The sequence below is a fragment of the uncultured Xanthomonas sp. genome (assembly GCF_964278005.1).
Taxonomy (GTDB): Bacteria; Pseudomonadota; Gammaproteobacteria; order Xanthomonadales; family Xanthomonadaceae; genus Xanthomonas_A; species Xanthomonas_A sontii.
The window spans coordinates 854,276-877,278 of the sequence record NZ_CAXYKF010000023.1 but is presented as its reverse complement, the minus strand read 5'-3'; the positions used below and the strand labels follow the sequence as shown (position 1 = coordinate 877,278).

At 69.0% G+C, this 23,003-nt stretch carries 19 protein-coding genes and 1 tRNA gene; 8 read left to right on the top strand and 12 right to left on the bottom strand.

The window, feature by feature from the left end:
- Positions 1 to 58: 58 nt before the first annotated feature.
- Both ACHWVH_RS18020 and ACHWVH_RS18015 read right to left on the bottom strand, forming a co-directional pair.
- Positions 59 to 799 (bottom strand): LytR/AlgR family response regulator transcription factor, encoded by a 741-nt coding sequence (locus ACHWVH_RS18020; protein ID WP_394687677.1) that lies wholly within the window; start codon positions 797 to 799, stop codon positions 59 to 61.
- A complete protein-coding gene (locus tag ACHWVH_RS18015; RefSeq protein WP_394687676.1) occupies positions 796 to 1,905 on the bottom strand; it encodes a sensor histidine kinase in 1,110 nt (369 codons plus the stop codon). The genes ACHWVH_RS18020 and ACHWVH_RS18015 overlap by 4 nt, the downstream gene beginning before the upstream one ends.
- A gap of 233 nt (positions 1,906 to 2,138) precedes the next feature.
- On the opposite strand from ACHWVH_RS18015, the gene ACHWVH_RS18010 reads away from it, so the two are divergent.
- Positions 2,139 to 2,651, top strand: a complete 513-nt coding sequence (locus tag ACHWVH_RS18010) for a hypothetical protein (RefSeq protein WP_394687675.1) — start codon at positions 2,139 to 2,141, stop codon at positions 2,649 to 2,651.
- Between the two features lie 11 nt (positions 2,652 to 2,662).
- A complete protein-coding gene (locus ACHWVH_RS18005) occupies positions 2,663 to 4,438 on the top strand; it encodes a chloride channel protein (protein ID WP_150409796.1) in 1,776 nt (591 codons plus the stop codon).
- 496 nt (positions 4,439 to 4,934) lie between these two features.
- Here the strand turns inward: ACHWVH_RS18005 and hrpA are convergent, their stop codons facing one another.
- Positions 4,935 to 9,065 (bottom strand): ATP-dependent RNA helicase HrpA, encoded by a 4,131-nt coding sequence (hrpA, locus tag ACHWVH_RS18000; protein WP_394687674.1) that lies wholly within the window; start codon positions 9,063 to 9,065, stop codon positions 4,935 to 4,937.
- A gap of 93 nt (positions 9,066 to 9,158) precedes the next feature.
- On the opposite strand from hrpA, the gene ACHWVH_RS17995 reads away from it, so the two are divergent.
- The 5 genes from ACHWVH_RS17995 to ACHWVH_RS17975 all read left to right on the top strand — a co-directional run bounded on the left by ACHWVH_RS17995 (position 9,159) and on the right by ACHWVH_RS17975 (position 14,850).
- A complete protein-coding gene (locus ACHWVH_RS17995; RefSeq protein ID WP_394687673.1) occupies positions 9,159 to 9,725 on the top strand; it encodes a Dps family protein in 567 nt (188 codons plus the stop codon).
- Between the two features lie 260 nt (positions 9,726 to 9,985).
- Positions 9,986 to 11,785, top strand: a complete 1,800-nt coding sequence (recQ, locus tag ACHWVH_RS17990; protein ID WP_394687672.1) for a DNA helicase RecQ — start codon at positions 9,986 to 9,988, stop codon at positions 11,783 to 11,785.
- Between the two features lie 148 nt (positions 11,786 to 11,933).
- Positions 11,934 to 12,428 (top strand): hypothetical protein, encoded by a 495-nt coding sequence (locus ACHWVH_RS17985; protein ID WP_267110405.1) that lies wholly within the window; start codon positions 11,934 to 11,936, stop codon positions 12,426 to 12,428.
- A 361-nt stretch (positions 12,429 to 12,789) separates the two neighbouring features.
- The gene (locus ACHWVH_RS17980; protein WP_295923719.1) at positions 12,790 to 13,761 is read left to right on the top strand and encodes an IS110 family transposase; all 972 of its coding nucleotides are present in this window, start codon (positions 12,790 to 12,792) and stop codon (positions 13,759 to 13,761) included.
- A 462-nt stretch (positions 13,762 to 14,223) separates the two neighbouring features.
- Positions 14,224 to 14,850, top strand: a complete 627-nt coding sequence (locus tag ACHWVH_RS17975; RefSeq protein WP_394687671.1) for a TetR/AcrR family transcriptional regulator — start codon at positions 14,224 to 14,226, stop codon at positions 14,848 to 14,850.
- Positions 14,851 to 15,111: 261 nt separating this feature from the next.
- Here the strand turns inward: ACHWVH_RS17975 and ACHWVH_RS17970 are convergent, their stop codons facing one another.
- Positions 15,112 to 16,020 (bottom strand): LysR family transcriptional regulator ArgP, encoded by a 909-nt coding sequence (locus ACHWVH_RS17970; protein ID WP_295923726.1) that lies wholly within the window; start codon positions 16,018 to 16,020, stop codon positions 15,112 to 15,114.
- Between the two features lie 107 nt (positions 16,021 to 16,127).
- Between ACHWVH_RS17970 and ACHWVH_RS17965 the strand changes: the two genes are divergently transcribed.
- Positions 16,128 to 16,745, top strand: coding sequence for a LysE/ArgO family amino acid transporter (locus ACHWVH_RS17965; protein ID WP_295923871.1), 618 nt, complete (start codon positions 16,128 to 16,130; stop codon positions 16,743 to 16,745).
- A gap of 197 nt (positions 16,746 to 16,942) precedes the next feature.
- On the opposite strand, the gene ACHWVH_RS17960 is transcribed toward ACHWVH_RS17965, so the two are convergent.
- The 8 genes from ACHWVH_RS17960 to tolR form a co-directional block, all read right to left on the bottom strand.
- Positions 16,943 to 17,018, bottom strand: a tRNA-Lys gene (locus ACHWVH_RS17960).
- Positions 17,019 to 17,082: 64 nt separating this feature from the next.
- A complete protein-coding gene (queC, locus tag ACHWVH_RS17955; RefSeq protein WP_026143259.1) occupies positions 17,083 to 17,748 on the bottom strand; it encodes a 7-cyano-7-deazaguanine synthase QueC in 666 nt (221 codons plus the stop codon).
- Positions 17,749 to 17,930: 182 nt separating this feature from the next.
- The gene (queE, locus tag ACHWVH_RS17950) at positions 17,931 to 18,608 is read right to left on the bottom strand and encodes a 7-carboxy-7-deazaguanine synthase QueE (protein WP_152180781.1); all 678 of its coding nucleotides are present in this window, start codon (positions 18,606 to 18,608) and stop codon (positions 17,931 to 17,933) included.
- 46 nt (positions 18,609 to 18,654) lie between these two features.
- Positions 18,655 to 19,482, bottom strand: coding sequence for a tol-pal system protein YbgF (ybgF, locus tag ACHWVH_RS17945; protein ID WP_209245944.1), 828 nt, complete (start codon positions 19,480 to 19,482; stop codon positions 18,655 to 18,657).
- Positions 19,483 to 19,488: 6 nt separating this feature from the next.
- Entirely contained in the window at positions 19,489 to 20,007 is a 519-nt protein-coding gene (gene pal, locus ACHWVH_RS17940) for a peptidoglycan-associated lipoprotein Pal (RefSeq protein ID WP_295923728.1), read from the bottom strand.
- A gap of 68 nt (positions 20,008 to 20,075) precedes the next feature.
- On the bottom strand, positions 20,076 to 21,395 hold the full coding sequence (gene tolB, locus ACHWVH_RS17935; RefSeq protein WP_148828954.1) for a Tol-Pal system beta propeller repeat protein TolB: 1,320 nt from the start codon (positions 21,393 to 21,395) through the stop codon (positions 20,076 to 20,078).
- A 171-nt stretch (positions 21,396 to 21,566) separates the two neighbouring features.
- Positions 21,567 to 22,568 carry a cell envelope integrity protein TolA gene (gene tolA / locus ACHWVH_RS17930; protein WP_394687670.1) on the bottom strand — a complete coding sequence of 334 codons (1,002 nt, stop codon included), beginning with the start codon at positions 22,566 to 22,568 and terminating at the stop codon, positions 21,567 to 21,569.
- On the bottom strand, positions 22,558 to 22,995 hold the full coding sequence (gene tolR, locus ACHWVH_RS17925) for a protein TolR (RefSeq protein ID WP_394687669.1): 438 nt from the start codon (positions 22,993 to 22,995) through the stop codon (positions 22,558 to 22,560). The genes tolA and tolR overlap by 11 nt, the downstream gene beginning before the upstream one ends.
- Positions 22,996 to 23,003 lie beyond the last annotated feature (8 nt).

Sequence of the window (23,003 nt, the reverse complement as noted above, 5' to 3'; positions counted from 1 at the left end):
GGCAGCTGGACAGCAGCGGCTTTGGGGCGGACGGAGGCCCGCCGGGGCGAGACGGACGCTACCAGCCCATGCGGGCGAACAGGGCGTCGCGATAGCGCCGGCTGAGCCGCAGGGTGCGGCCGTTGCGGAGATGGAGTTCGTAGTCGCCCTTGAACAGCGGCGTGAGCGACACGATGCAGGCGAGGTTCGCCGCGGCCGACCGATGGATGCGGACGAAGTACTGTTCGCCCAGCTGCGCCAGCAGATCCTGCAGCGTCCGGCGCATCAGGTAGCTGCGCGCGGCGGTATGCACATGCACGTAGTTGCCGTCCGCTTCCAGCCATTCTATCGATGCCGCATCGATCAGCTGCAGCCGCTCGCCGTCGGGCACCAGCAGGCGCTCGCATCTCGGACTGCGCGCGCGTCCCATCGCCACCGCGGCGGCCCCGGACGCGTGCGCGTTCAGCCGCTCGCGCACGCGCTGCACGGTATGCGCGAGCCGGTCACGGTCGTACGGCTTGAGCAGGTAGTCGATCGCATTGAGGTCGAATGCCTTCACGGCATGCACGTCGAAGGCGGTCACGAACACGATCAGCGGCGCGCTCGACGGCTCGAGCTGCGCCGCCACCTGCAGTCCCGAGAGCGTGGGCATCTGGATGTCGAGAAAGGCCACGTGCGGGCGCAGCTGCTTGATGCACAGCGCCGCTGACAAGCCGTCCTCGGCCGATCCGACCACGGCGATGCCGGGTTGCTCCGCTAACCAGCGCTCGAGCTTTTCGCGGGCCGGTGCTTCGTCGTCGGCGATCAGGACGCGGATCATCGCGCGATCTCCGCCAGCGGGATCGAGACGCGTGCGGCCACGCCATCGCCCTCGTTGCGGACGATCAAGGATGCCGCATGGCCGTAGAGGATGCGCAGACGCTCCCGGCAGTTGCGCAATCCCACTCCGCCATGCCCCTCCTGCATCGGCAGCAGGGAGCCGGAGTTGTGCACCTCGATGTACAGCGAACCGCCTTCCGCCCGCGCACTGACCGCGATGTCGATGCGTGCCAAGGTCGGCTCGACGGCATGCTTGAAGGCATTCTCGAGCAAGGGCTGCAGCAGGAGTGCCGGAATGCTGGCGTGCAGCAGCGCGGGATCCACCTGCCAGGTCAACGTCACCCGATCCCGGAACCGCTCACGCATGAGCTCCGCATACAGCTCCAGCGTACGCAGTTCCGCGGACAGCGGTGTCATCTCGCTCTCGATGGTCCCGAGGCTGGTGCGCAGCAAATCGCCCAGTGCCGCCAGCAGCCGATCGGCCCGTGCCACGTCGATATGCATCACCGACGAGACGGTATTGAGCGCGTTGAACAGGAAATGCGGCCGCAGCTGCCCCTGGAGGCGCGCCAGCTGCGCCTCGGCCAGCGCCTTCTGCGTATGCAGCAGGCGATTGCGCTGCAGCTGCCACTGGTCGTAGGACTCGAGCCCGAACAGAATCCCCAACCACAGGCCCACGAAGACGCTCAGCTTGGTCGTCTCATACACGAAAAGGTAGCGCCAGCTCGGGTGCCCATAGGTCAGGTCCAGTGCGGTGTAGACCCCGTGCCGGATCGCATACACCGCGGCGACGAAGGTGACGGCAACCACCGGCAACCAGCGCAGGTAGCTGCCGAACCAGAGCAGCGGCTTGTCCAGGTGAACCGCATAACGGCCGCGTACCCGGAAGGCGAGCCACATCCAGCCGGTCGCGACCAGCGCGGAACTTCCCTCCCACAGCACCTGTTCCCACCAGTGAGTGAGCGGATTGCGCAGGCCCTCCTGCACGGACACGCCGATCATGAGCAGCCAGAACGCCGTCCACACCACGATCAGGACGTTCCGGGTGAATGCCGTGCCGTTGGCGGCGTGGGCACTGGCCGCCGGGGGGGGAGATGGCGCGTTCATCGTGGGCAAGTGTACCCATGGCCATGCACCCGGGCGTGGCCTGTGGGACGAGCGGGACCGGCGAGGGACGAAAGGGTCGATCGCGGGGGCAAGCGCCGTCGCGCCACATCGGCGCGTCGCAGCCGCGGCCGAACCCGGCGTGGACCGAGCGGCCGCCACCGGCGCCAGGCGCAGTGCCGGCGCCGCGTGCATGCGACTACACTACGGCGCATCCCACTGCCCGGATCCCCGCCATGTCCCTTGCGCGTCTCGCTCCCCTGGTCCTGTGCGCGGCGCTCGCCGTGTCCGCCGCCCCGGCGCTCGCCCAGCGCACCGTCTCCGGCGATCTGCAGACGCAGATGTCGCCGCAGGAGTTCAAGGCGGCCGGGCTGGACAAGCTGTCGCCGCAGGAGCTGGCTGCGCTGAACGACTGGCTGCAGGGCAAGGTCGCCAAGGAAACCGCGGTGGCGCTGGAGAAGGCCAAGGAAGAGGGCCGCCGCGAGGTGATCACCAAGAACCGCGGCTTCTTCGACTTCGGCAGCGCCGAGCCGATCGAGAGCACCCTGGTGGGCGAGTTCTCCGGCTTCGCCAAAGGCCGCAAGTACGTGCTGGCCAACGGTCAGGAATGGGAGCAGACCGAGGCGGCGAGCCTGCCCAGCGTGCACCGCACCGCGCCCAAGGTGAAGATCACCCCCGGCATCATGGGCGTGTGGTACTTGCAGATCGACAACTACAACACCCGCGCCAAGGTCCGTCGCATCAAATAGGATCACGCGCCGTGAACCTGCGTCCGCGGCCGGGACTGGCCGACGCCTCGCACAGCCTCGCCGACGCGCTGCGCCGGCGCCTGCGCGCAAGCGATGTCTGGTTCATCGCCCTGGCCCTGCTGGTCGGCGTGATCGCCGGCCTGCTGACCCTGTTGCAGAGCAGCCTGGCACACGGCGCGCAGGCTCTGCTGTACGGCCTGGAGGCCGACGAGCGGCTCAGCGCCATGTCCGAACTGAGCGTGCACCAGTTGCTGGTGCTGCCGCTGGGCGGGCTGCTGGTCGGCCTGCTGGGCATGGCCGCGCGCGCGCGCAAGCGGCAACTGGTCGACGCCGTCGAAGCCAACGCGCTGTACGGCGGGCGCATGTCGATGCGCGACAACCTGATCGTCTCCGTGCAGACCCTGTTCTCCAACGGCGTCGGTGCCTCGGTCGGCCTGGAGGCGGCGTACACGCAGATGGGCGCCGGCAGCGGCTCGCACCTGGGCCGGGTGCTGCGCCTGCGCCGCGCCGACATCCGCACCCTGGTCGGCGCCGGTGCCGGCGCGGCCATCGCCGCGGCCTTCGGCGCGCCGCTGGCCGGCGCGTTCTATGCGTTCGAGATCGTGATCGGCGCGTACTCGCCGTCGGCGCTGGCACCGGTGGCGGTGGCCTCGCTGGGCGCGGTGTTCGTGTCGCAGCTGGCCGGGGTGCAGCCGTACCTGCTGCCGGCCTCGGCGGCCTCGGCACTGGAGGCGCGCGACTACGTGCTGTACGCGCTGCTCGGCGTGCTCTGCGCACTGCTGGCGGTGGCGGTGATGCGCCTGATCGGCGCGATCGAACAGGCGATCAACCGCAGCCCGCTGCCGCGCTGGGCACGCCCGGTTGCCGGCGGCCTGCTGCTGATCCCGCTGGCGTTGATCACCCCGCAGGTGCTGTCCTCCGGACACGGCGCGCTGCACCTGGACCTGACCAGCCCGACCTCGCTGCGCTGGCTGGGCATCCTGCTGCTGCTCAAGTGCCTGGGCTCGGCGATCTCGCTGGGCTTCGGCTTCCGCGGCGGCCTGTTCTTCGCCTCGCTGTTCATGGGTTCGCTGGTCGGCGGGCTGTTCGCCGGCGTGCTGAATCTCGGCAGCGGCATGGCCCTGGTCGACGGCACCGCCGCGTCGCTGGCCGGCATGGCGGCGATGGCCGCCGCGGTGATCGGCGCGCCGATGACGATGGCGATGCTGGTACTGGAAGGCACCCACGATTTCGTGCTGGCCAGCGCGGTGATGGTGGCGGTGCTGGTCGCCAACACCATCGTCCGCCAGATCTTCGGCTACTCGTTCTCGACCTGGCGCCTGCACCTGCGCGGCGAGACCATCAAGAGCGCGCGCGACGTCGGCTGGGTCAAGCACCTCAGCGCCGGGCGGATGATGCAGAAGGACGTGCATCCGCTGGCCGCCACCACCAGCGTGGCCGAGTTCCGCCGCCGCTTCCCACTCGGCTCGGGCACCCGCGTGGTGCTGGAAGACGAGAACGGTCACTACGCCGGTCTGGTCACCCTGGCCGCCGCCTACGCCGACGGCGTCAACGCCGACGCAGCCATCGTCGACTACGCCGGCAACCGCGACGTGGCCCTGCCCGCCGACACCGACGTGGTCACCGCCATGCGTCAGTTCGACCTGACCCAGAGCGACGAGCTGGCGGTGGTCGACGACCAGGGCAAGGTCCTGGGCGTGCTCAGCGAAAGCTTCGTGCGCAAGCGCTACGCCGAGGAACTGGACAAGCGCCAGCGCGAGCTGATGGGCGAGCGGGTGGATGATTGAGGGGCGGGGATTGGGGATTGGGGATTCGGGATTCGGGATTCGAGATTCGGGGGGATTCGGGATTCGCAGGATTGCTGCCCCCCCTGAGAGGTTGAGGGCCGTGATCGCATGTCGCAGGAGCGGCTGCTGTGGGAGGGGCTTCAGCCCCGACGCATGAACGCCAGAGCAGCGGGAATGCAGGGCACCTCCAATCGCCCTGGAGCGTACGCGCAGGAGCGGCTTCAGCCGCGACGCATGGCGCCACGATGGGCGCGGCTGAAGCCGCTCCTGCGACACAACAAGACGCGACTGCGTTGGTGCGTGGCACCAACACCACGCGTCGTTGCAGAGCAGATCGCTTGACCGTCCAAGCGGCGCATCCCCGTTGTGGGAGGGGCTTCAGCCCCGACGCCTGCCACTGAACGCGTCGGGACTGAAGTCCCTCCCACAAGAATGCTGCTCACGCGGGTGGTACGGGAACAGCGGTGGAATCTCACACCGAATCCCCACTCCCCAATCACCGCAGCAGAGCCACCCGCTGCGCCAGCTTCTTGGCCGAGATGCCGGCGCGGGCGCCCAGTTCCTGGGCGAACAGCGACACCCGCAGTTCTTCCAGGTCCCAGCGCAGCGCTTGCCACTCCGGCGTGTCGCCACGTCCGGCCGCAGCCGCGTCGGCCAGTGCGTCGACGAACGGCTTCAGTTCCAGCATCCGCGCCTGGTCGCGCGCCGGATCGCGTTTGGCGCGCTCGGCGCGCAGGATCATCGCGCGCAAATAGCGCGGGAACTGCGCCAGCGCCGTGGCCGGGGTCTCGCGCAGGAAGCCCGGATGCAGCAAGGCTGCCAGTTGCGCGCGCAGGTCGTCGAGGTTGCCGCTGGCCCAGCCCATCAGCGGCGATTCCAGTTGCGGCTTCAGTTCCGCGGCCGCGCCCATGATCGCCTCGGCCAGTTTCAGCCGCTCCATCGCCTCGCCGAACAGCTGCTTGGCGGCGGCGTCGCGGCGCTGAGCGAAACCGTCCGCATCGCGGATCGCCTCCAGCCCCTGTTCCAGCAGCGCATTCAACGCCGCTTCCACCAGGTCGCCGCGCAGGCGTTCCTGCGATTCGATCGCCGCGTACAACAGCCCGGTCTTGGGCGAGACCGGCAACTGCTTGCGCGCCTGCTTGACCTTGTCGGCCAGGGCGATCTCCAGCAGCCGACGCACGCCGCGCGGATGCGCCGCCTCGGCCTGCGCACGGTCGGCGAAGATGCGCAGGGCGGCGCTGTCGCCCTCGTCCACCAGTGCCGGATACGCCGGCACGCCGGCTTCGCCCGGCACCTGCAGCGGAATCGGCGTGGCCGGGAACTCGCGCAGCCCGGTCGCGGCCATGGCGCGGCCGGCGCGCGCGGCGAAGGCCTGCCCGGCACGTTCGCCGAAGCGCGCGCGCAGCGCGTCCAGGTCGCGCGATTCGGCCAGCACCTTGCCCGCCTCGTCGCGCAGGCGCAGGTTCATGCGCAGATGCGGCTCCAGCGTGCTCTCGTCGAACTCCAGCGCACTCAGCGGCACGCCGGTGGCGCGCTGCAGGAACCGCGCCAGCTCGCCACGGATGTCGTCGGCGCTGGGCTGCGGGAACGCCTCGTAGAACGCAAGCGCGAAGTCCGGCGCCGGCACGTAGTTGCGGCGCAGCGCCTTGGGCAGGCTGCGGATCAGCGCCGCCGCCTTGTCGGCGACGAAGCCAGGCGCCAGCCACGACAGCCGCGCCGGGTCCAGCGCGTTGAGCAGGTGCACCGGCACCTCCAGGGTCACGCCGTCGTCGGCCGCGCCCGGTTCGAACCGGTAGTGCAGCGGCAGCCGCGCATCGCCCAGCGGGAAGTACGTGGGATAGCGCTCGGCGGCGCTGCCCTCGCCCGGCAACAGGTCGGCCAGCGACCAGTGCAGCGCGCGCCGCTGCTCCGGCGCCAGCGCCTTCCACCAGGCGTCCAGGCCGGAGGCGGAATGGATCTCGCCGGGAATCCGGTCCAGATACCAGCGCGCCTGCCAGTCCTCGTCGGCGACGATGCCGGCGCGACGCAGCTTGGCCTCCTCCTCGTGCGCCTGCGCCAGCACCTTCTGGTTGTCGGCGACGAAGCTGGCGCGGGTGTTGATCTCGCCCGGCACCAGGCCCTGGCGCACAAACAGCTCGTGCGCGCCGGGCGGATCGATGCGGCCGTAGTGCACCGGCTTCTTCGGCGCCAGCACCAGCCCGAACAGGCTGATCTGCTCGGAGGCCAGCACCTGCCCCTGCGCGCGCGACCAGTGCGGATCGAAATGCTTGCGCGCCAGCAGGTGCGGCAACTCGGCGATCACCCAATCCGGCTCGATCGCGGCGTTGGTCAGGCCCCACACCTTCTGCGTGTCCAGCAACGTCGCCGGCAGTACCCACGGCGGCGGCTTGCGCGCCAGCGTCGAGCCGGGGAACAGCAGGAAGCGGCGCTGCCGCGGCGCCAGGAAATCGCCCTTCTCGGTGCGGTGGCCGACCTGGGTCGGCAGCCCGGCCAGCAAGGCGCGGTGCAGCGCCTGGTAGGCGGCGGCGCGCTCGCGTTCGCTGGCGCGCGGCGCCTCGCCCGACTCGGCGGGCGCCGGTGGCGGAGCCGCCGGTGCGGGAGTGGCCGGCGTGCCGGTGCCGCGGCCTTCGCGGGCCAGGCGCGCGGCGCGGTGCAGCTGCCCGCGGGTCGCGCGCGCCGCGGTCTCGGCATCGCGCGCCGGCGCGGGCGCGGAAGCGCCGGCCAGCAGGGGCCGCAGGGAGGCTTCCGCCGGCTCCTCGGTCCAGCCCAGCTCCGCGCACAGCAGATGCAGCTGGCGGTGCAGTTCGCGCCACTCGCGCATGCGCAGGAAGCCGAGGAAATGCCGTCCGCACCAATCGCGCAGCTTGGACTGGGTCAGGTCCTCGTGCGCCTGCCGGTAACCGTCCCACAGGCGCAGGATGCCGACGAATTCCGAGCGCGCATCGGCGAACCTGGCATGCGCGTTGTCGGCGGCCTCGCGTGCCTCCGGCGGGCGCTCGCGCGGATCCTGGATGCCCAGGAACGCGGCGATCACCAGCATCGGCCGCAGGCAGCCGTGCTGCTGCGCTGCCACCAGCATCCGCGCCAGCTTCACGTCCACCGGCAGCCGCGCCATCTTGCGGCCGATCTCGGTGAGCTTGCGCAGGCCATGGCGGTCCGGCTCGCCGACCGCGCACAGTTCCACCAGTTGCTGCCAGCCGTCGGCCACCGCACGCTCGTCCGGCGGCTCCAGGAACGGGAAATCCTCGATCCGTCCCAGCCCCAGCTGCAACATGCGCAGGATCACCCCGGCCAGGCTGGAGCGGCGGATCTCCGGATCGGTGAACTCCGGGCGCGCCGTAAAATCCGCCTCGGCGTACAGCCGGTAGCAGATGCCCTCGGCGATGCGGCCGCAGCGGCCCTTGCGCTGGTTGGCGCTGGCCTGCGAGATCGGTTCGATGTGCAGGCGATCGAGCTTCTGCCGCGGGCTGTAGCGCTTGACCCGCGCATAGCCGGGATCGACCACGTAGCGGATCCGCGGCACCGTCAGCGAGGTTTCGGCGACGTTGGTGGCCAGCACCAGGCGCCGCTTTGGGCCGGGATTGAACACCCGATCCTGGTCGGCGTTGGAGAGCCGCGCGTACAGCGGCAGCACCTCGGTCTCGCGGTACTTGCGCCGTTCCAGCGCATGGTGCGCATCGCGGATCTCGCGTTCGCCTGGCAGGAACACCAGCACGTCGCCGCGCGGATCCAGCCGGGTGATTTCGTCGATCGCCGCCACGATCGCCTGGTTGACCGTGCGGTCGCCGGCGTTGTCGCCACTCTCGGCGTCGGCCTCCTCGCCGCCCGCCTCCTCCAGCGGCCTGTAGCGCACCTCCACCGGATAAGTGCGGCCTTCCACGCTGATCACCGGCGCATCGTCGAAATGCGCGGCGAAGCGCGCGGTGTCGATCGTCGCCGAGGTCACGATGACCTTCAGGTCCGGTCGCTTGCGCAGCAACTGCTTCAGGTAGCCGAGCAGGAAATCGATGTTGAGGCTGCGCTCGTGCGCCTCGTCGACGATGATCGTGTCGTAGCCGGACAGCCAGCGGTCGCTGGCGATCTCGGCCAGCAGGATGCCGTCGGTCATGAACTTGATCCGGGTCTGCTCGCCGACGCGGTCGTTGAAGCGCACCTGGAAGCCCACCGTCTCGCCCACCGGCGTGCGCAGCTCCTCGGCCACGCGGCTGGCCACCGCGCGCGCGGCGATGCGCCGCGGCTGGGTGCAGCCGATCATGCCGGCGGCGCCGCGCCCGGCGGCCAGGCACAGCTTCGGCAACTGCGTGGTCTTGCCCGAACCGGTCTCGCCGGCGATCACCACCACCTGGTGCTCGCGGATCAGCGCGACGATGCGCTCGGCCTCGCGCGCGATCGGCAGCTGCGGATCCAGGGTGATCGCCGGCTGCTGCGCCGCACGCGCGGCGCAACGCGCCTGCGACGCCTGCAGCGCCTGCTCGAACGCCGTCTCCAGCGCGGCATTGCCGGGCGCGGCCTGCCAGCGCGACCATAGGCCCAGCAGGCGGCCACGGTCGCGGGTCAGCGCGCCGTCGATCGCGGCGCGGCGTTCGCGCAGGCGTGCCGGCACGGTAGGTTTTTCGATAGCGTTCATCAATCGGATGCCATTGAACGTTGAATCACAGCACATGCTTTAGTCTGTCTATTGTGACGCCATCTCGTCTGTAACCCCCAAAGAGGAACTCCCATGGCCAAGAACAAGACCCCCGGCAAGACCAAGAACGCCGCCAGCAAGGCCGTCGCCGGCCAGCCGCTGGCCGGCCTGGCGCCGTCCGCGCCCAACATCGATATCGGGATCGGCGGCGGCGATCGCAAGAAGATCGCCGACGGCCTGTCGCACTACATGGCCGACGCCTTCACCCTTTACCTGAAGACCCACAACTTCCACTGGAACGTGACCGGGTCGATGTTCAACTCGCTGCACCTGATGTTCGAGACCCAGTACACCGAGCAATGGTCGGCGCTGGACGACGTCGCCGAGCGCATCCGCGCCCTGGGCTTCAACGCCCCGGGCTCCTACAAGGAATACGCCGCGCTGACCTCGATCCCGGAAGAGGAAGGCCTCAGCGACAGCGCCGACTGGCGCGAAATGGTGCGCCAGCTGGTGGTCGGCAACGAAGCGGTGTGCCGCACCGCACGCAAGGTGCTCAAGACCGCCGACGACGCCGGCGACGACCCGTCGGTGGACCTGCTGACCCAGCGCCTGCAGACCCACGAGAAGTACGCCTGGATGCTGCGCTCGCTGCTGCAGTAAGCGCTGCCGCCCTGCCTGCCTGGCAGGCAGGCAGGGCCAGCCGCCCGCGCGCCCCGCCGCGCGGCGCGGCGCGGGACGCTGGCTGGGTGCACTGTGGAAGGGACGTCAGTCCCGACGCCTTTCCATCTCGGCCCCCGGCAGGCTTCGTCTGCCGCGACCGCAAGACCGTCGCCACCTACAGACCAGCGCGCGTTCGCCTGACACGCGCTTGCGCACACCAGGAAGCCAACCGCCCTTGCGCGGCGCGGTATCCTACACCGATGTCTTCCCCCGCCCACGCCTTGCTCAGCCGCGTCTTCGGCTACGACCAGTTCCGCGGCCTGCAACAGGACATCGTCGAACACGTCGCCGCCGGCCACGACGCGCTGGTGCTGATGCCCACCGGCGGCGGCAAGTCGCTGTGCTACCAGATTCCCTCGCTGCTGCGCGACGGCACCGGCATCGTCATCTCGCCGCTGATCGCGCTGATGCAGGACCAGGTCGAGGCGCTGCGCCAGCTCGGCGTGCGTGCCGAATACCTCAATTCCACCCTGGACGGCGAGACCGCGCAGCGGGTCGAGCGCGACCTGCTGGCCGGCGAACTGGACCTGCTGTACGTCGCTCCCGAACGGCTGCTGACCCCGCGTTTCCTGTCGCTGATCGAGCGCAGCCGCATCGCCCTGTTCGCCATCGACGAGGCGCACTGCGTATCGCAATGGGGCCACGACTTCCGCCCCGAATACCGCCAGCTCACCGTGCTGCACGAGCGCTGGCCGCAGACCCCGCGCATTGCCCTCACCGCCACCGCCGACCCGCCGACCCAGCGCGAGATCGCCGAGCGCCTGGACCTGGCCCAGGCGTGCCATTTCGTCAGCTCCTTCGACCGCCCCAACATCCGCTACACGGTGGTGCAGAAGGACAATGCGCGGCGCCAGCTGCTGGACTTCCTGCGCGCGCACCGCGGCAGCGCCGGCATCGTCTACTGCATGTCGCGGCGCAAGGTCGAGGAGACCGCCGACTTCCTCGCCCGCGAGGGCCTGAACGCCCTGCCCTACCATGCCGGCTTGCCGGCCGAGGTGCGCGCCGACAACCAGCGCCGCTTCCTGCGCGAGGACGGCATCGTGATGTGCGCCACCATCGCCTTCGGCATGGGCATCGACAAGCCCGACGTGCGCTTCGTCGCCCACACCGACCTGCCCAAGTCGCTGGAGGGCTACTACCAGGAGACCGGCCGCGCCGGCCGCGACGGCGAGGCCGCCGAAGCCTGGCTGTGCTACGGCCTGGGCGACGTGGTGCTGCTCAAGCAGATGATCGAGCAGGGCGAGGCCGGCGAAGAACGCAAGCGCGTGGAACGGCGCAAGCTCGACCAGTTGCTGGGCTACTGCGAGTCGATGCAGTGCCGCCGCCAGGTGCTGCTGGCCGGCTTCGGCGAGACCTATCCGCAGCCCTGCGGCAACTGCGACAACTGCCTGCAGCCGGCCGACGCCTGGGATGCCACGGTGGCCGTGCAGAAGGCGCTGAGCTGCGTGTACCGCAGCGGCCAGCGCTTCGGCGTCGGCCACCTGATCGACATCCTGCGCGGCAACGAAGGCGAGAAGATCAAGCAGTTCGGCCACGACCAGCTCAGCACCTACGGCATCGGCAAGGACCTGGACGCGCGCGCCTGGCGCGGCGTGTTCCGGCAGCTGGTCGCCACCGGCCTGCTGGAAGTGGACAGCGACGCCTACGGCGGCCTGCGCCTCACCGACGCCAGCCGCCAGGTGCTCAAGGGCGAACGCAAGATCATGATGCGCCGCGAACTGCCCAGCCGCGGCCGCGAGCGCGGCGGCAGCCCGCGCACCGGCGTGCCGGTGCAGGCGCAGGACCTGCCCCTGTTCAATGCGCTGCGCGACCTCCGCGCCGGGCTGGCCAAGGAGCAGAACGTGCCGGCCTTCGTGATCTTCCACGACAGCACCCTGCGCAACATCGCCGAGCAGCGCCCGAGCAGCCTGGACGAACTGGCGCGGGTCGGCGGCATCGGCGGCAGCAAGCTGGCCCGCTACGGCCAGCAACTGCTCGACGTGGTGCACGGACAGGGTTGAAGCGCGGCACCGGCGCCTGCAGCATCGGCACGTCGCGGCGCGGCCCGCGGCGCCGACAGGCCGGGTTCAACGTGGTATTGATAGCGTCAGCGTCACGGCGGAGCGTCTGACAGGCTCCGCCGGGCCCCTCTCTTCTGGCGGATGCCCGATGAACCGCAGCCTCCTTTTCTTCGCCTGCGCCCTGCTTGCCGGCCCGGCCCTGGCCCAGACCGCCGATGCCACCAGCGACAGCGAGGCGGCCAAGCGCAAGCTCGACCTGAGCGTGCCGCAACAACCGATCACCTACGCCGATCCCGGCACCAAGGCCGATCCGCCGGGCACGTACTACGGCGATACCAGCGGCACCTCGGCCTCGGCGCAGAAGGCGGCGGCAGCGCAGGCGCGCGCCGAGGCCCTGCAGGCGCAGGCCGACCGCTGCAACGGCGACGTGCACGGCAGCGTCGCCACCGGCATCGGCTATTCCACGCATGGCGGCAACAGCAACTACCAGGCCGCCAATCTGAACCTGTGCAAGACCTCCTATACCGATGACGGCAAGCCGCGGCAAATGGGCATCAGCATCAGCGTCGGCCGCGGCGACGGCCCGGTGTTCGGTCGCGGCTACTATCCCGGCGCCTACGGCCCGCCGCCGTTCGGCTGGTAAGCACGGCGACACGAGGGCAGCGCCTAATCCGCTCCCGCCACGCTCGAATCGATGCACGTTGCGTCATCTCCCCACGGGGCGTTCCCGGTAACGCCCGTCGCGGCTGAAGCCGCTCCTTGTATCTGGACATGTCGCCCCTAAATAGGCGTCATGTCTTCCGACTGATCATCGGAGGAGGTGCGGGAGGTCCAGTCGCTCCTAAAGCTTCGAGCTTGCATCGTAGATCGGCTCCGCCCTCCACATGCTGGCCCTTGTGTGTCCGAACGGTATCCAGAGTCCGCCCCCGGGCGTGAACTCGCATCGACAAGGCAGGACCGGGCCCAGCGCCGATCATGACCCTGACACGATGGAGGAATCGCCTATGTCTGCCGTCATCGGCATCGACGTCGCCAAACGCAGTTTCGATGTGGCCATCGAGCTGACCAATGGCAAGCACCGTACCAAGGCCAAGTTGTCCAACGATGCCAAGGGCTTCCAGGCCCTGCAGGCATGGCTGCAGACGCATGCCCAGCCCGATAGCTGGATCGCCATGGAGGCCACCGGCACCTACCACCAGGCGCTGGCCGAGTTCCTCCACGCACGCGGCTATCGGGTGTGCGTGCTCAACCCGGCGCAGACGGCCGCGTACGCACGCAGCCACCTCAGCCGGGTCAAGACCGATCGCAGCGATGCCAAGCTGATCGCCAGTTATGCCCTGCGTCACCGCGAGCAGTTGCGCCGTTGGCACCCTGATCCACCGGCACTCAAGCAGCTCAAAGCGCTGGTGCGCCGGCGCCAGGATCTGCAACAGATGCTGCAGATGGAGCGCAACCGGCTGGACGTCGCTCCGGCCCAGGTGAAGGACTCGATCCAGGTCCATCTGGCCGATCTGCAACACCACATCGCCCAGATCGAGCAGGCCATCGATGACCATATCGACCAGGATCCGACCTTGCGTGGGCAGTGCGAGCTGCTGGTGAGCATCCAGGGGATTGCCGACACCAGCGCGGCCTTGATGCCGGCCGAGCTTGGCGATGTGAGGCGCTTCGCCGATGCCTCGGCGGTGACCGCCTTCGCGGGCCTGAATCCGTGCCTGCAGGAGTCGGGCGAGCGCAAAGGCCACGTCTGCATCTCGCGCACCGGCTCGCCCCGCTTGCGCGCAGGCCTGTTCATGCCGGCCCTGGTGGCCATGACCCACAACCCGATCATCCGGGCGCTGAAACAGCGGCTGAGCGAACGTGGCAAAACCGGCAAGCAGATCGTGTGCGCCGCCATGCGCAAGCTCCTGCACCTGGCCTACGGCGTTCTCAAATCGGGCACGGCGTTCGATCCGAAAAGGGGCCTTGCCTGCTAGGGGGAAGACGGTATCTACGGCACACTTCCCGAAGTTGACAGCAGTACCCGCCGGACTCCCAGGCTGGTCAGCACGCGGCTTGGAACTTTCCGACAGCGCGTGTCCCCCTGTTCACATCCGCAATCGCAGCATCCCGCGGTGCGCCGTGTCGTGCCGGCACCACTGAAACCGCCCGCTCCCACGCGCGCGCTCCAGCACCCAGTCATGCAGCCGTGCCCGCTGCGTCCATTGCGCGCGAAGTGCGCATCGACACCCCCACTCGAGAGTGCCGCCCGTCACGGTGGTGGCTATGGGATCGACTGACTTGCCGCCGCACGCGCGACCGCGACGCATCGCGTCTACAATCGCGCTGCCTTTATCGGCATGCCGTCCGCGGCGGCGTCACGTATCGCGTGCGCGTCGCGGCCGGTCGCCTGGCATACCTCCCCTTCATGTGGCATCGCTTCCCCCCGAGCTCACGCCATGTCCAACGTAGTCCGGCTGCACAGCGCCCGCGAACGCGAGCAGCGCCTGCACGATGACGTCCTCGATGCGGCCGAGCGCTGCATCGTCAAGAACGGCCTCGGCGCCACCACCTTCGAACTGATCGCCGGGACTGCCGAGGTCTCCTGCAGCGCGGTACGTCGGCAGTTCGACGACAAGCGCAGCCTGGTCCAGGCGCTGATGGAACGCGGCTACGAGCGTGCGATCCGCACCATGTGGCTGCTGCAACCGCCGCCGCACCAGGACGCGACCACCTTCATCGCCGGGGCATTGGAAGACTGGCTGGTGGCCGATGCCAACCAGCGGCGGCGGCGCCTGGATCTGGAGATGGACCTGGCCGCCGCACGCGACCCCGAACTGGCGCAGTACGCGCGCCGGCTCAACGTGTCCCTGGTGCAGAACCTCGGCGACCTGCTGCGGCGCATGCTGCGCGACCACGGCTGGAGCGGCAGCGAAGCCGAATTCCAGGCCCGCGTCTACGCGGTCGCAGCGATGTGCGGCGGCCTGCACATGATGATGACCACCGGCGTGGAGCTCAACCGCATGCATCTGCAGTTGATCCTGAGCGAGAGCCTGGCCGGGATCTTCAGCACGGCGCAGGCCTGACGCCGTCGTCCGCCGCGCCCTCCGCCCTGACGCTCGTCCACCCCATCACCGAAGTGACCGGGATCCTGATGCGCCCTGCGGACACAGACGCCGGCGCTGCGCTCCTGCACGAGGCGGCATGAGGCCGAGCGGCGTCATCCGCGAAACGACCCTGACCTGATCCCAGCAGCACTCGGCGTCGATGCACTGCTGCCGTCACAAGCAGGAGGTCGCCCTGGACGATGATCGGCGCCGGAGCAAGCGACCCACCGCGAGCGACGCTCAGGCAAGCGGCGCTGGCGCGTGCATGCCCTCCGCTGCGGCACGCAGCGCCTGAGCGATGTGCTGCAGCGTCCTGGAACGGACCGCGACATGCTGCCAGTACAGCGGCACGTCGAGCCAGCGCTGCGGGTCGACGACCACGATCTGCCGCTGCCGCAGCGCGGCCACCAGCATCGGCTCCGGCGCCAGGCACCAGCCCAGTCCACGCGCGGCCGCCTCGACGAAGCCGATGGAGGTCGGCAGGTAGTGGATCGGCGGGCTCAGCCGCGCGCGGGCGACGCGCCGCACGAAGCGCGCCTGCAGCGCGTCCTTGCGGTTGTAGACGATCATCGGAGCGCGGGCCAGCGCCACCGCATCCAGGCCGTCGGCAAAGTAGCGGGCGAAAAACGCCGGCGAGGCGATCGCGCGGTAGCGCATCGCGCCCAGCGCCAGCACATTGCAGCCCTGCAACGCCTTGCCGACGGAGGTGACGGCACCGAGCACCGCGCCGCTGCGCAACAGCTCCAGCGTGTGGTCCTGGTCGTCCACCTGGATATCGAACAGGTAGCCATGCGCGTCGTGCAGCGCCGCCAGCGCGTCCAGGAACCAGGTCTGCAGCGAATCGTCGTTGACGGCGATGGCGATGCTGCGTGCCGCTGCACTGCTCGCAGGCGCGGGCAACAGGTCGGCCACCGCCTCGGCCTCCAGCACCTGCATCGGCCGCACGCTGCGCAGCAGGCGCTCCCCGGCGGGGGTCGGCCGACATGGAGCCTGGCGCACGATCAGCACCTGGCCAAGCCGGTCTTCCAGCGCCTTGATCCGCTGCGAGACCGCCGACGGCGTCAGCGCCAGGCGGCGCGCGGCGGCCTCGAAGCTGCCTTCTTCCAACACGGCGGCGAAGGCGGACAGCTGGGGGTGGAGCAGATCCATGGCGGTTATGCGGATTAGAGATTCTTCAGAGCGTACAGGAGAATGAGTTTGGCTAATCACACCGACGCGTGCAGCATGCTCGCCCCATGTCCCAGGACCTCAACGCTATGTGGCTGCACGCACTGTTGGCCGGCCTCGTCGCCGGCGCCGGCCTGATCGTCGCCATCGGCGCGCAGAACGCCTTTGTGCTGCGCCAGGGACTGCAGCGTCGGCATGTCGGCCTGGTCGTGGCCGTGTGCGCCGCCAGCGACATCGCGCTGATCGTCCTCGGCGTGTCCGGCATCGGTGCCGTGGTGGACGCCTGGCCGGGCGTGCTGCAGGCCTTGCGCTTCGGCGGTGCGGCCTTCCTCGGCGCATACGCGCTACTTGCGGCACGACGCGCCTGGCGCGGCAGTGGCGGCCTGCTGGCGCACGGCGAGGATCAGCGGAGCTGGCAACGCGTCCTGCTGACCTGCCTGGCCTTCACCTTCCTCAATCCGCATGTCTACCTGGACACCATGGCGCTGCTGGGCAGCCTCTCCACGCACTACCCGGGACCACTGCGCTGGGCCTTCGCACTCGGCGCCTGCCTGGCCAGCGCGACCTGGTTCGGCAGCCTGGGCTACGGCGCGCGGCTGCTGCAGCCCGTGTTCCGCAAGCCCGCTGCGTGGCGGTTGCTGGATGCGGCGGTCGCGCTGTTCATGCTGGGCTTGTGCCTCGCGTTGCTCCTGCAGCCTTTGGGGTGAGCGATCGGGATGCGGTGGCTGCCAACCAGTGCGACTGGCCACGCTTGCAGCTTTCGCGCAATGGTGGAAGTGAATGCAGCAAGCCGACGACCACGCAATCCCGACAAGGAAGCAGCGCACCTCGCGTTGAATTCAGGAGTGATGTCCGAAGCTGGCGAAAAAAACGCCAAATGCGACGCGTGACCCGCTGAGCGGAGTGGTGGGCCGTGATGGATTCGAACCATCGACCAAAAGATTAAAAGTCTTCTGCTCTACCGACTGAGCTAACGGCCCAAAACAAGACCCCGGCGTTGCACCGGGGCGCGTAGTCTACCCCAGCACGGGGCGTTTCGCGAAATCAGGCATAGCGGGTCGGGTCGGCAACGCCGGCGTCGGCGAAGCCGGCCGCGCGCAGGCGGCAGGCATCGCAGTGGCCGCAGGCGCGGCCGGCGTCGTCGGCGCGATAGCAGGACACGGTCAGGCCGAAGTCCACGCCCAGGCGCACGCCTTCGCGCACGATGTCCGCCTTGCTCATGTGCTGCAACGGCGCATGCACGCGCAGCCCCGCACCCTCCACCCCGGCCTTGGTCGCCAGGTTGGCCAGGGTCTGGAACGCGTCGATGAACTCGGGGCGGCAATCGGGATAGCCGGAATAGTCCACTGCGTTGACCCCGCAGAAGATGTCGGCCGCGCCCAGCACCTCGGCCCAGCCCAGCGCCACCGACAGCATGATGGTGTTGCGCGCCGGCACATAGGTGACCGGGATGCCGTCGCCACCGGCGTCCGGCACCTCGATGTCGTCGGTCAGCGCCGAGCCGCCGATGCTGCGCAGGTCGACGTTGACGGTCTTGTGTGCCACCGCGCCCAGCGCCGAGGCGACGCGCGCGGCCGCATCCAGTTCTGAGGTATGGCGCTGGCCGTAGCGCACGCTCAAGGCATGCACCGCGAAACCCTGCGCACGGGCGATGGCGACGACGACGGCGGAGTCCATGCCACCGGAGAGAAGGACGACGGCGTTTTTCATCTGGATGCCGGGAGTGGGGAATGGGGAAACGGGAATGGGAAGAGCGTAGCAGTCAGGCTGGACCGGGAAGATCGAAGGTCTTCGAGAAGCGAAAGCGGATCAGGTAGAGCCACGCCTACCGCGCGGCGCTCTCCGATTCCCGTTTCCCCATTCCCGATTCCCAGCTGCGCGCCAGCGTGCAGCTACCGCCCCGGCTCGTCGTTCCACAGCAGCTTGTGCAACTGCATCTGGAACCGCACCGGCAGGCGATCGGCGACGATCCAGTCGGCCAGGTCGCGTGCGGTCAGTTCGCTCTTGCTCGGCGAGAACCAGACGGTGCAGCGCGTGTCCAGTCGGTGTTCGGCGACCACGGCGCGCGCCCATTCGTAGTCGGCGCGGCCGCACAGGACGAACTTGATCTGGTCGCGCGCGGTCAGCAGCGGCAGGTTCTCCCAGCGGTTGCGGTGCGCCTCCTGCGACGCCGGGGTCTTGATGTCGAGCACCCGCGACACGCGCGGGTCGACTTCGGCGATGTCCAGCGCGCCGGAGGTCTCCAGCGACACGTCGTAGCCGGCGTCGCACAGGCGCTGCAGCAGCTGCAGGCAGCGCTTCTGCGCCAGCGGTTCGCCGCCGGTGACGCAGACATGCCGCACGCCGTGGCGCGCCACCTCGTCGAGGATCGCGTCGATGTCCCACCATTGCCCGCCGTGGAAGGCGTAGGCGGTGTCGCAGTAGCTGCAGCGCAGCGGGCAGCCGGTGAGACGCACGAACACGGTCGGCCAGCCGGCGCTCTCGGCCTCGCCCTGCAGCGACAGGAAGATCTCCGTCAGCTTCAGGCGGGGCAGCGGGCTTTGGACGATATCGCTGGGAACGGCGGCCATGGCGGGAGAAGAGTGCTCCCGCGACGACGGCGGCAGCGTTAGGGGCTCAGCGCAGCTGCTGGCCGAGACGGATCGACTGCAGGCGGTCCTGCGCGGTCCGCGCGGCATCGGACCCAGGATACTTCGCGCCGACCTGTTGCAGGGTCTGCTCGGCGTCCTGGACGCGGCCTTCGCCGTACTGGGACAGGCCGAGCTTGAGCAGCGCACCGGGCGCCTTGTCGTGGGTTGGGTAGCGGCCGATCAGGTCCTGGAACTGGGCCTCGGCCAACTGGAAGTTCTTGGTGGCGTAGTAGCTCTCGCCGAGCCAGTACAGCGCGTTCGGCGCATACACGCCGTTCGGGTAGGCCTGCAGGAAGTTCTGGAACAGGTTCGCCGAGTCGGCGTACTTGCCCGCCTTCAGGGCGTCGAAGGCGACGTTGTAGGCGGCACGCTCGTCGCCGGCGGCAGCCAGGGTGCCGGCGTCGCCGTGCACCGACGGCGGCGGCTCGGCGACGGCGGATGGCTTGCCTGCGGGCGCGGCCGGCGCGACAGCCGGTGCGGCGCCATTGGCCGGCGGCAACGACGGCGTCGCCCCTGCCCCTGCACCATTCTCGAGCCGGCCCACGCGGCCATCCAGGTCCAGGTACTGGTCCTTGATTTGCTGCTTGAGCTGGTCGTTGCTGTGCTGCAGTTGTTCGATCGTGGCCTCCATCGACTGCATCTGCGTCCGCAGCTGGTTGAGCTGGTTCAGCATATCGGTGTTGGCCTGGGTATTCATGGCCTGCTGCTCGAGCGCGGAAACGCGATCGGCCAGGCTTGCGCGCTGCGCATGAGCCGGCGCGGCGGCCACGAGGGCCGCCGCGACGATCATCGATGTAAGGACACCGATACGCATCTTTTCTTACTGCGCCGTGTAGACGATCTCGACGCGACGGTTCTGCGACCAGCAGGACTCGTTCGACTCGGTGCAGACCGGACGCTCTTCGCCGTAGCTGACCACGGTCAGCTGCGCAGCCGAGCCACCGTTGGCCTGCAGCGCCGAGGACACGGCGTTGGCACGACGCTCGCCCAGGCCCATGTTGTACTCGCGCGAACCACGCTCGTCGGTGTTGCCCTGCAAGGTGATACGCGAGGACGGACGGTCACGCAGGTACTTGGCGTGGCACGCCATGATCGCCTGGAATTCCGGCTTCACGGCGTCCTTGTCCAGGTCGAAGTAGACCACGCGCTGACGCAGGCAGGAATCGGTGTCCAGGTCGCCCGGGCCGTACAGACCGGAGGTCGACGGGCCGGTCGGGGCGGTGGTACCGGTGGTGCCGGTGGTGTCGGTCTGGGGCTGTTCCTTGACCTTCTTGGCGCAGCCGGCCAGAGCTGCAACGGACAACAGCGAAACAAGCAGAACGCGGGTGGTCTTGTTCATGGGGATACCTTGTGGCTCCTGGGCCGATGAGGGGTTCAACAGCGAAATATTAACACCAAACTTACATGTCAACGTGCGGTGCGATACGGCGACCAGGACGGTTCGCGCACGTCGCCATCGGCGAGCACCAGGCGCTGCCGCACGCGGGCATCGGCCGAGACCGCGTACAGCACGCCACGGCCGCCTTCACGCGCCGCATACAGCACCATGCTGGCGTTGGGGGCGAAGCTCGGCGACTCGTCCAGCGAACCGGTCGACAGCGTGCTCCAGCGCGGCGACCCCAGGCTGCGGTCCATCATCGCGATCTTGTAGGTGTTGCCGCTGCCCTGGGCCACGACCAGCTTGTTGCCGTCGAAGGACACGCTCGGGGTCGCGTTGTAGTTGCCCTGGAAGGTGATGCGGGTGGCGCTGCCACCGGTGGCCGGCACCTGGTAGATCTGCGGGCGGCCGCCGCGGTCGGAGGTGAAGTAGATGCTGTTGCCGTCCGGCGCCCAGGTCGGCTCGGTGTCGATGCCGAAGTGGTTGGTCAGCTGGGTCAGCTGCTTGCTGCCCAGATCCATCACGTAGATCTCCGGGTTGCCGCTGCGCGACAGCGCCAGGGCCAGCTTCTTGCCGTCCGGCGAGAACGACGGCGCGCCGTTGATGCCGCGGAAGCTGGACACCAGCTGGCGCGCACCGGTAGCGATGTCCTGGATGTAGATCGACGAGTTGCCGCGCTCGAAGCTCACGTAGGCCAGCTTCTTGCCGTCCGGGCTCCAGTTCGGCGACAGCAGCGGCTCGGCCGAGCGGACGATGGTCTGCGGGTTGTAGCCGTCGGAGTCGGCCACCATCAGCGCATAACGCATCGCCCCGCCCTTGCCGCTGGCGGTGACGTAGGCGATGCGGGTCCAGAACGCGCCGCGCACGCCGGTGATCTTCTCGTAGATGGCGTCGGCCATCTGGTGGGCGACGTCGCGCATGGCGTTGGCGCGAGCGGTCATCGCCAGGCCGAGCATGCGCTCGCCCTTGCCCACGTCGAACAGTTCGTACTCGACCCGGTAGGCGCCTTCGCCGGCATCCATCACCCGGCCGACCACCAGATAGCTCTGCTTCAGCGCACGCCAGGTGGCGAACTGCACCTCGCTGCCGCGGGTCGGGCGCTCCACGATCTGCGATTCGGGCAGGTTGCGGAACTGGCCGGAGCGATCCAGGTCGGCGCGAACCACCGCGGCGACGTCGGTGCTCGGCGGGGTCGCCGATCCCTGGTACGGCATCGGCACGACGGTGATCGGGGTCGCCGAGGCATTGCCGCCGACGATGTCGATTTCCAGGCCCTTGTCCTGCGCGGACGCGGCGAGAGGCAGCAACAGGGCGGTGAGAACGGCAAGCCAGCGCGGCAGTTTCTTCATGGGTCGCTCAGCAGGATCGGAAAGGCGCAAGAGATAGCAATGCGCGGGTGAACGTATTCGCAATCATGAACCATCGCCATGTGAAGCCGATGGCAGGACGCAGCACATTATCGCCCATCGCATGTCGGGTGGATGGCTGGGGCGCGCGCAACGCGGCGTCAGCCGCCGGGGTCATTGGTCCTGGGCGGTGAAGTTGAAGGTCAGGTTGCGCGCGAACACGGTCTCGAAGCCACGGTAGGGCAAGGGCTGGGCACGCAGCACCGCGGCCTCGATCGAGCGGCGGCCGGCCTCGTCGTAGGGACAGTCGGGGCTGACCTTGGCCTGCATGACCTGGCCACCTGGGATCTGGGTGATCGAGATCTTGCACTTCTGCCCCAGCGGCACCGAGTCCGGGCGCACCCACTGACTCAGCACCGCCTGCTGGATCGCCGCGGCGTACTTGGCCTGCAGGTCGGTGTTGGTGCCGTTCTGGCCCGGCGCCTGCTGCGGCGTGGTGGCCGCGGCCGCCGACGCCTTCTTGGCGTTCAGGTCGGCGATCTGCTGCAGCTTCTGCTGCGCCAGCTGGGCCTCGCGCTCCAGCTTCTCGCGCTGCTTGCGGATGTCGGCGATCTTCTTCTGCCGCTCCTCTTCCTGCTGCGCGGCCAGGCGCTGCTTCTGCTCGGCCTCCTGCTGGCGCTTCTGCTCGGTCAGGTCGATCTGTTCCTGGCGGCGCTTGGCCTCCTGCTCCTGCTTCTCCTTTTCCTGGGAGATCGCGGTGCGGGTGGCGCGGTCCTGGTCGACCTTGTCGGGCACCGGGACGAAGTCCTGCGCCTTCTGCTGCTGCGGGGTCGGCGCCTGCTGCGGCTTGGGCGTGGGCAGCGGCTGCGGCGGCGGCACCGTGTCTTCCTCGGCGATGTCCTTGACCGGCTCGGGCAGCGGTTCGGGCAAGGGCTTGGGCGCGTCCTTCACCGCCTTCTGCGCCGAGCGCACGTCGGCGGCCGAGACCACCAGCGAGGCCTCGACCATCGGCGAACCGGCGGCGGGTTCGACCTGGCGCACCGGCGACCACCACCAGGCCAGGAAGAACAGCAGTGCGATCAGCACGTGCACCAGCAACGCCAGGGCGACCCCGAAGATCAGCCCCTTGTCGTCGCCGCGCTGCTGCGGCGGGCGGGAATCGGCTTCAGCGTGCATTGTTTCCGGGCTGACTCATCAAGCCGACCTTGGGCACCCCGGCCTGCTGCAGCATGACCATGGTGTCCATGACCAGTTGGTAGTTCGAGGTGCCGGGCGCGGCAACGAACACCGGCACGTCCTTGTTCTGGCCGACGAAGGCCTGGATCTTGGCCTTCAGCTCCGGCGCTGCGATCTTCTGCGGCTTGCCGTCCTGCAGGGTCAGCGTGTAACGGCCCTCGGCATCGACGGTGACGATCACCGGATCCTTCTTGCTCTCCACCGAGCGCGCGGTGGAATCGGGCAGGTCCACGTCCACGCTCAGGCTGAGCAAGGGCGCGGTGACCATGAAGATGATCAGCAGCACCAGCATCACGTCGATGTACGGCACGACGTTGATCTCGGACTTGAGCTTGCGGCGCTTGCGGCGGGAAATGGCGGCAGTCATGCGGGAAT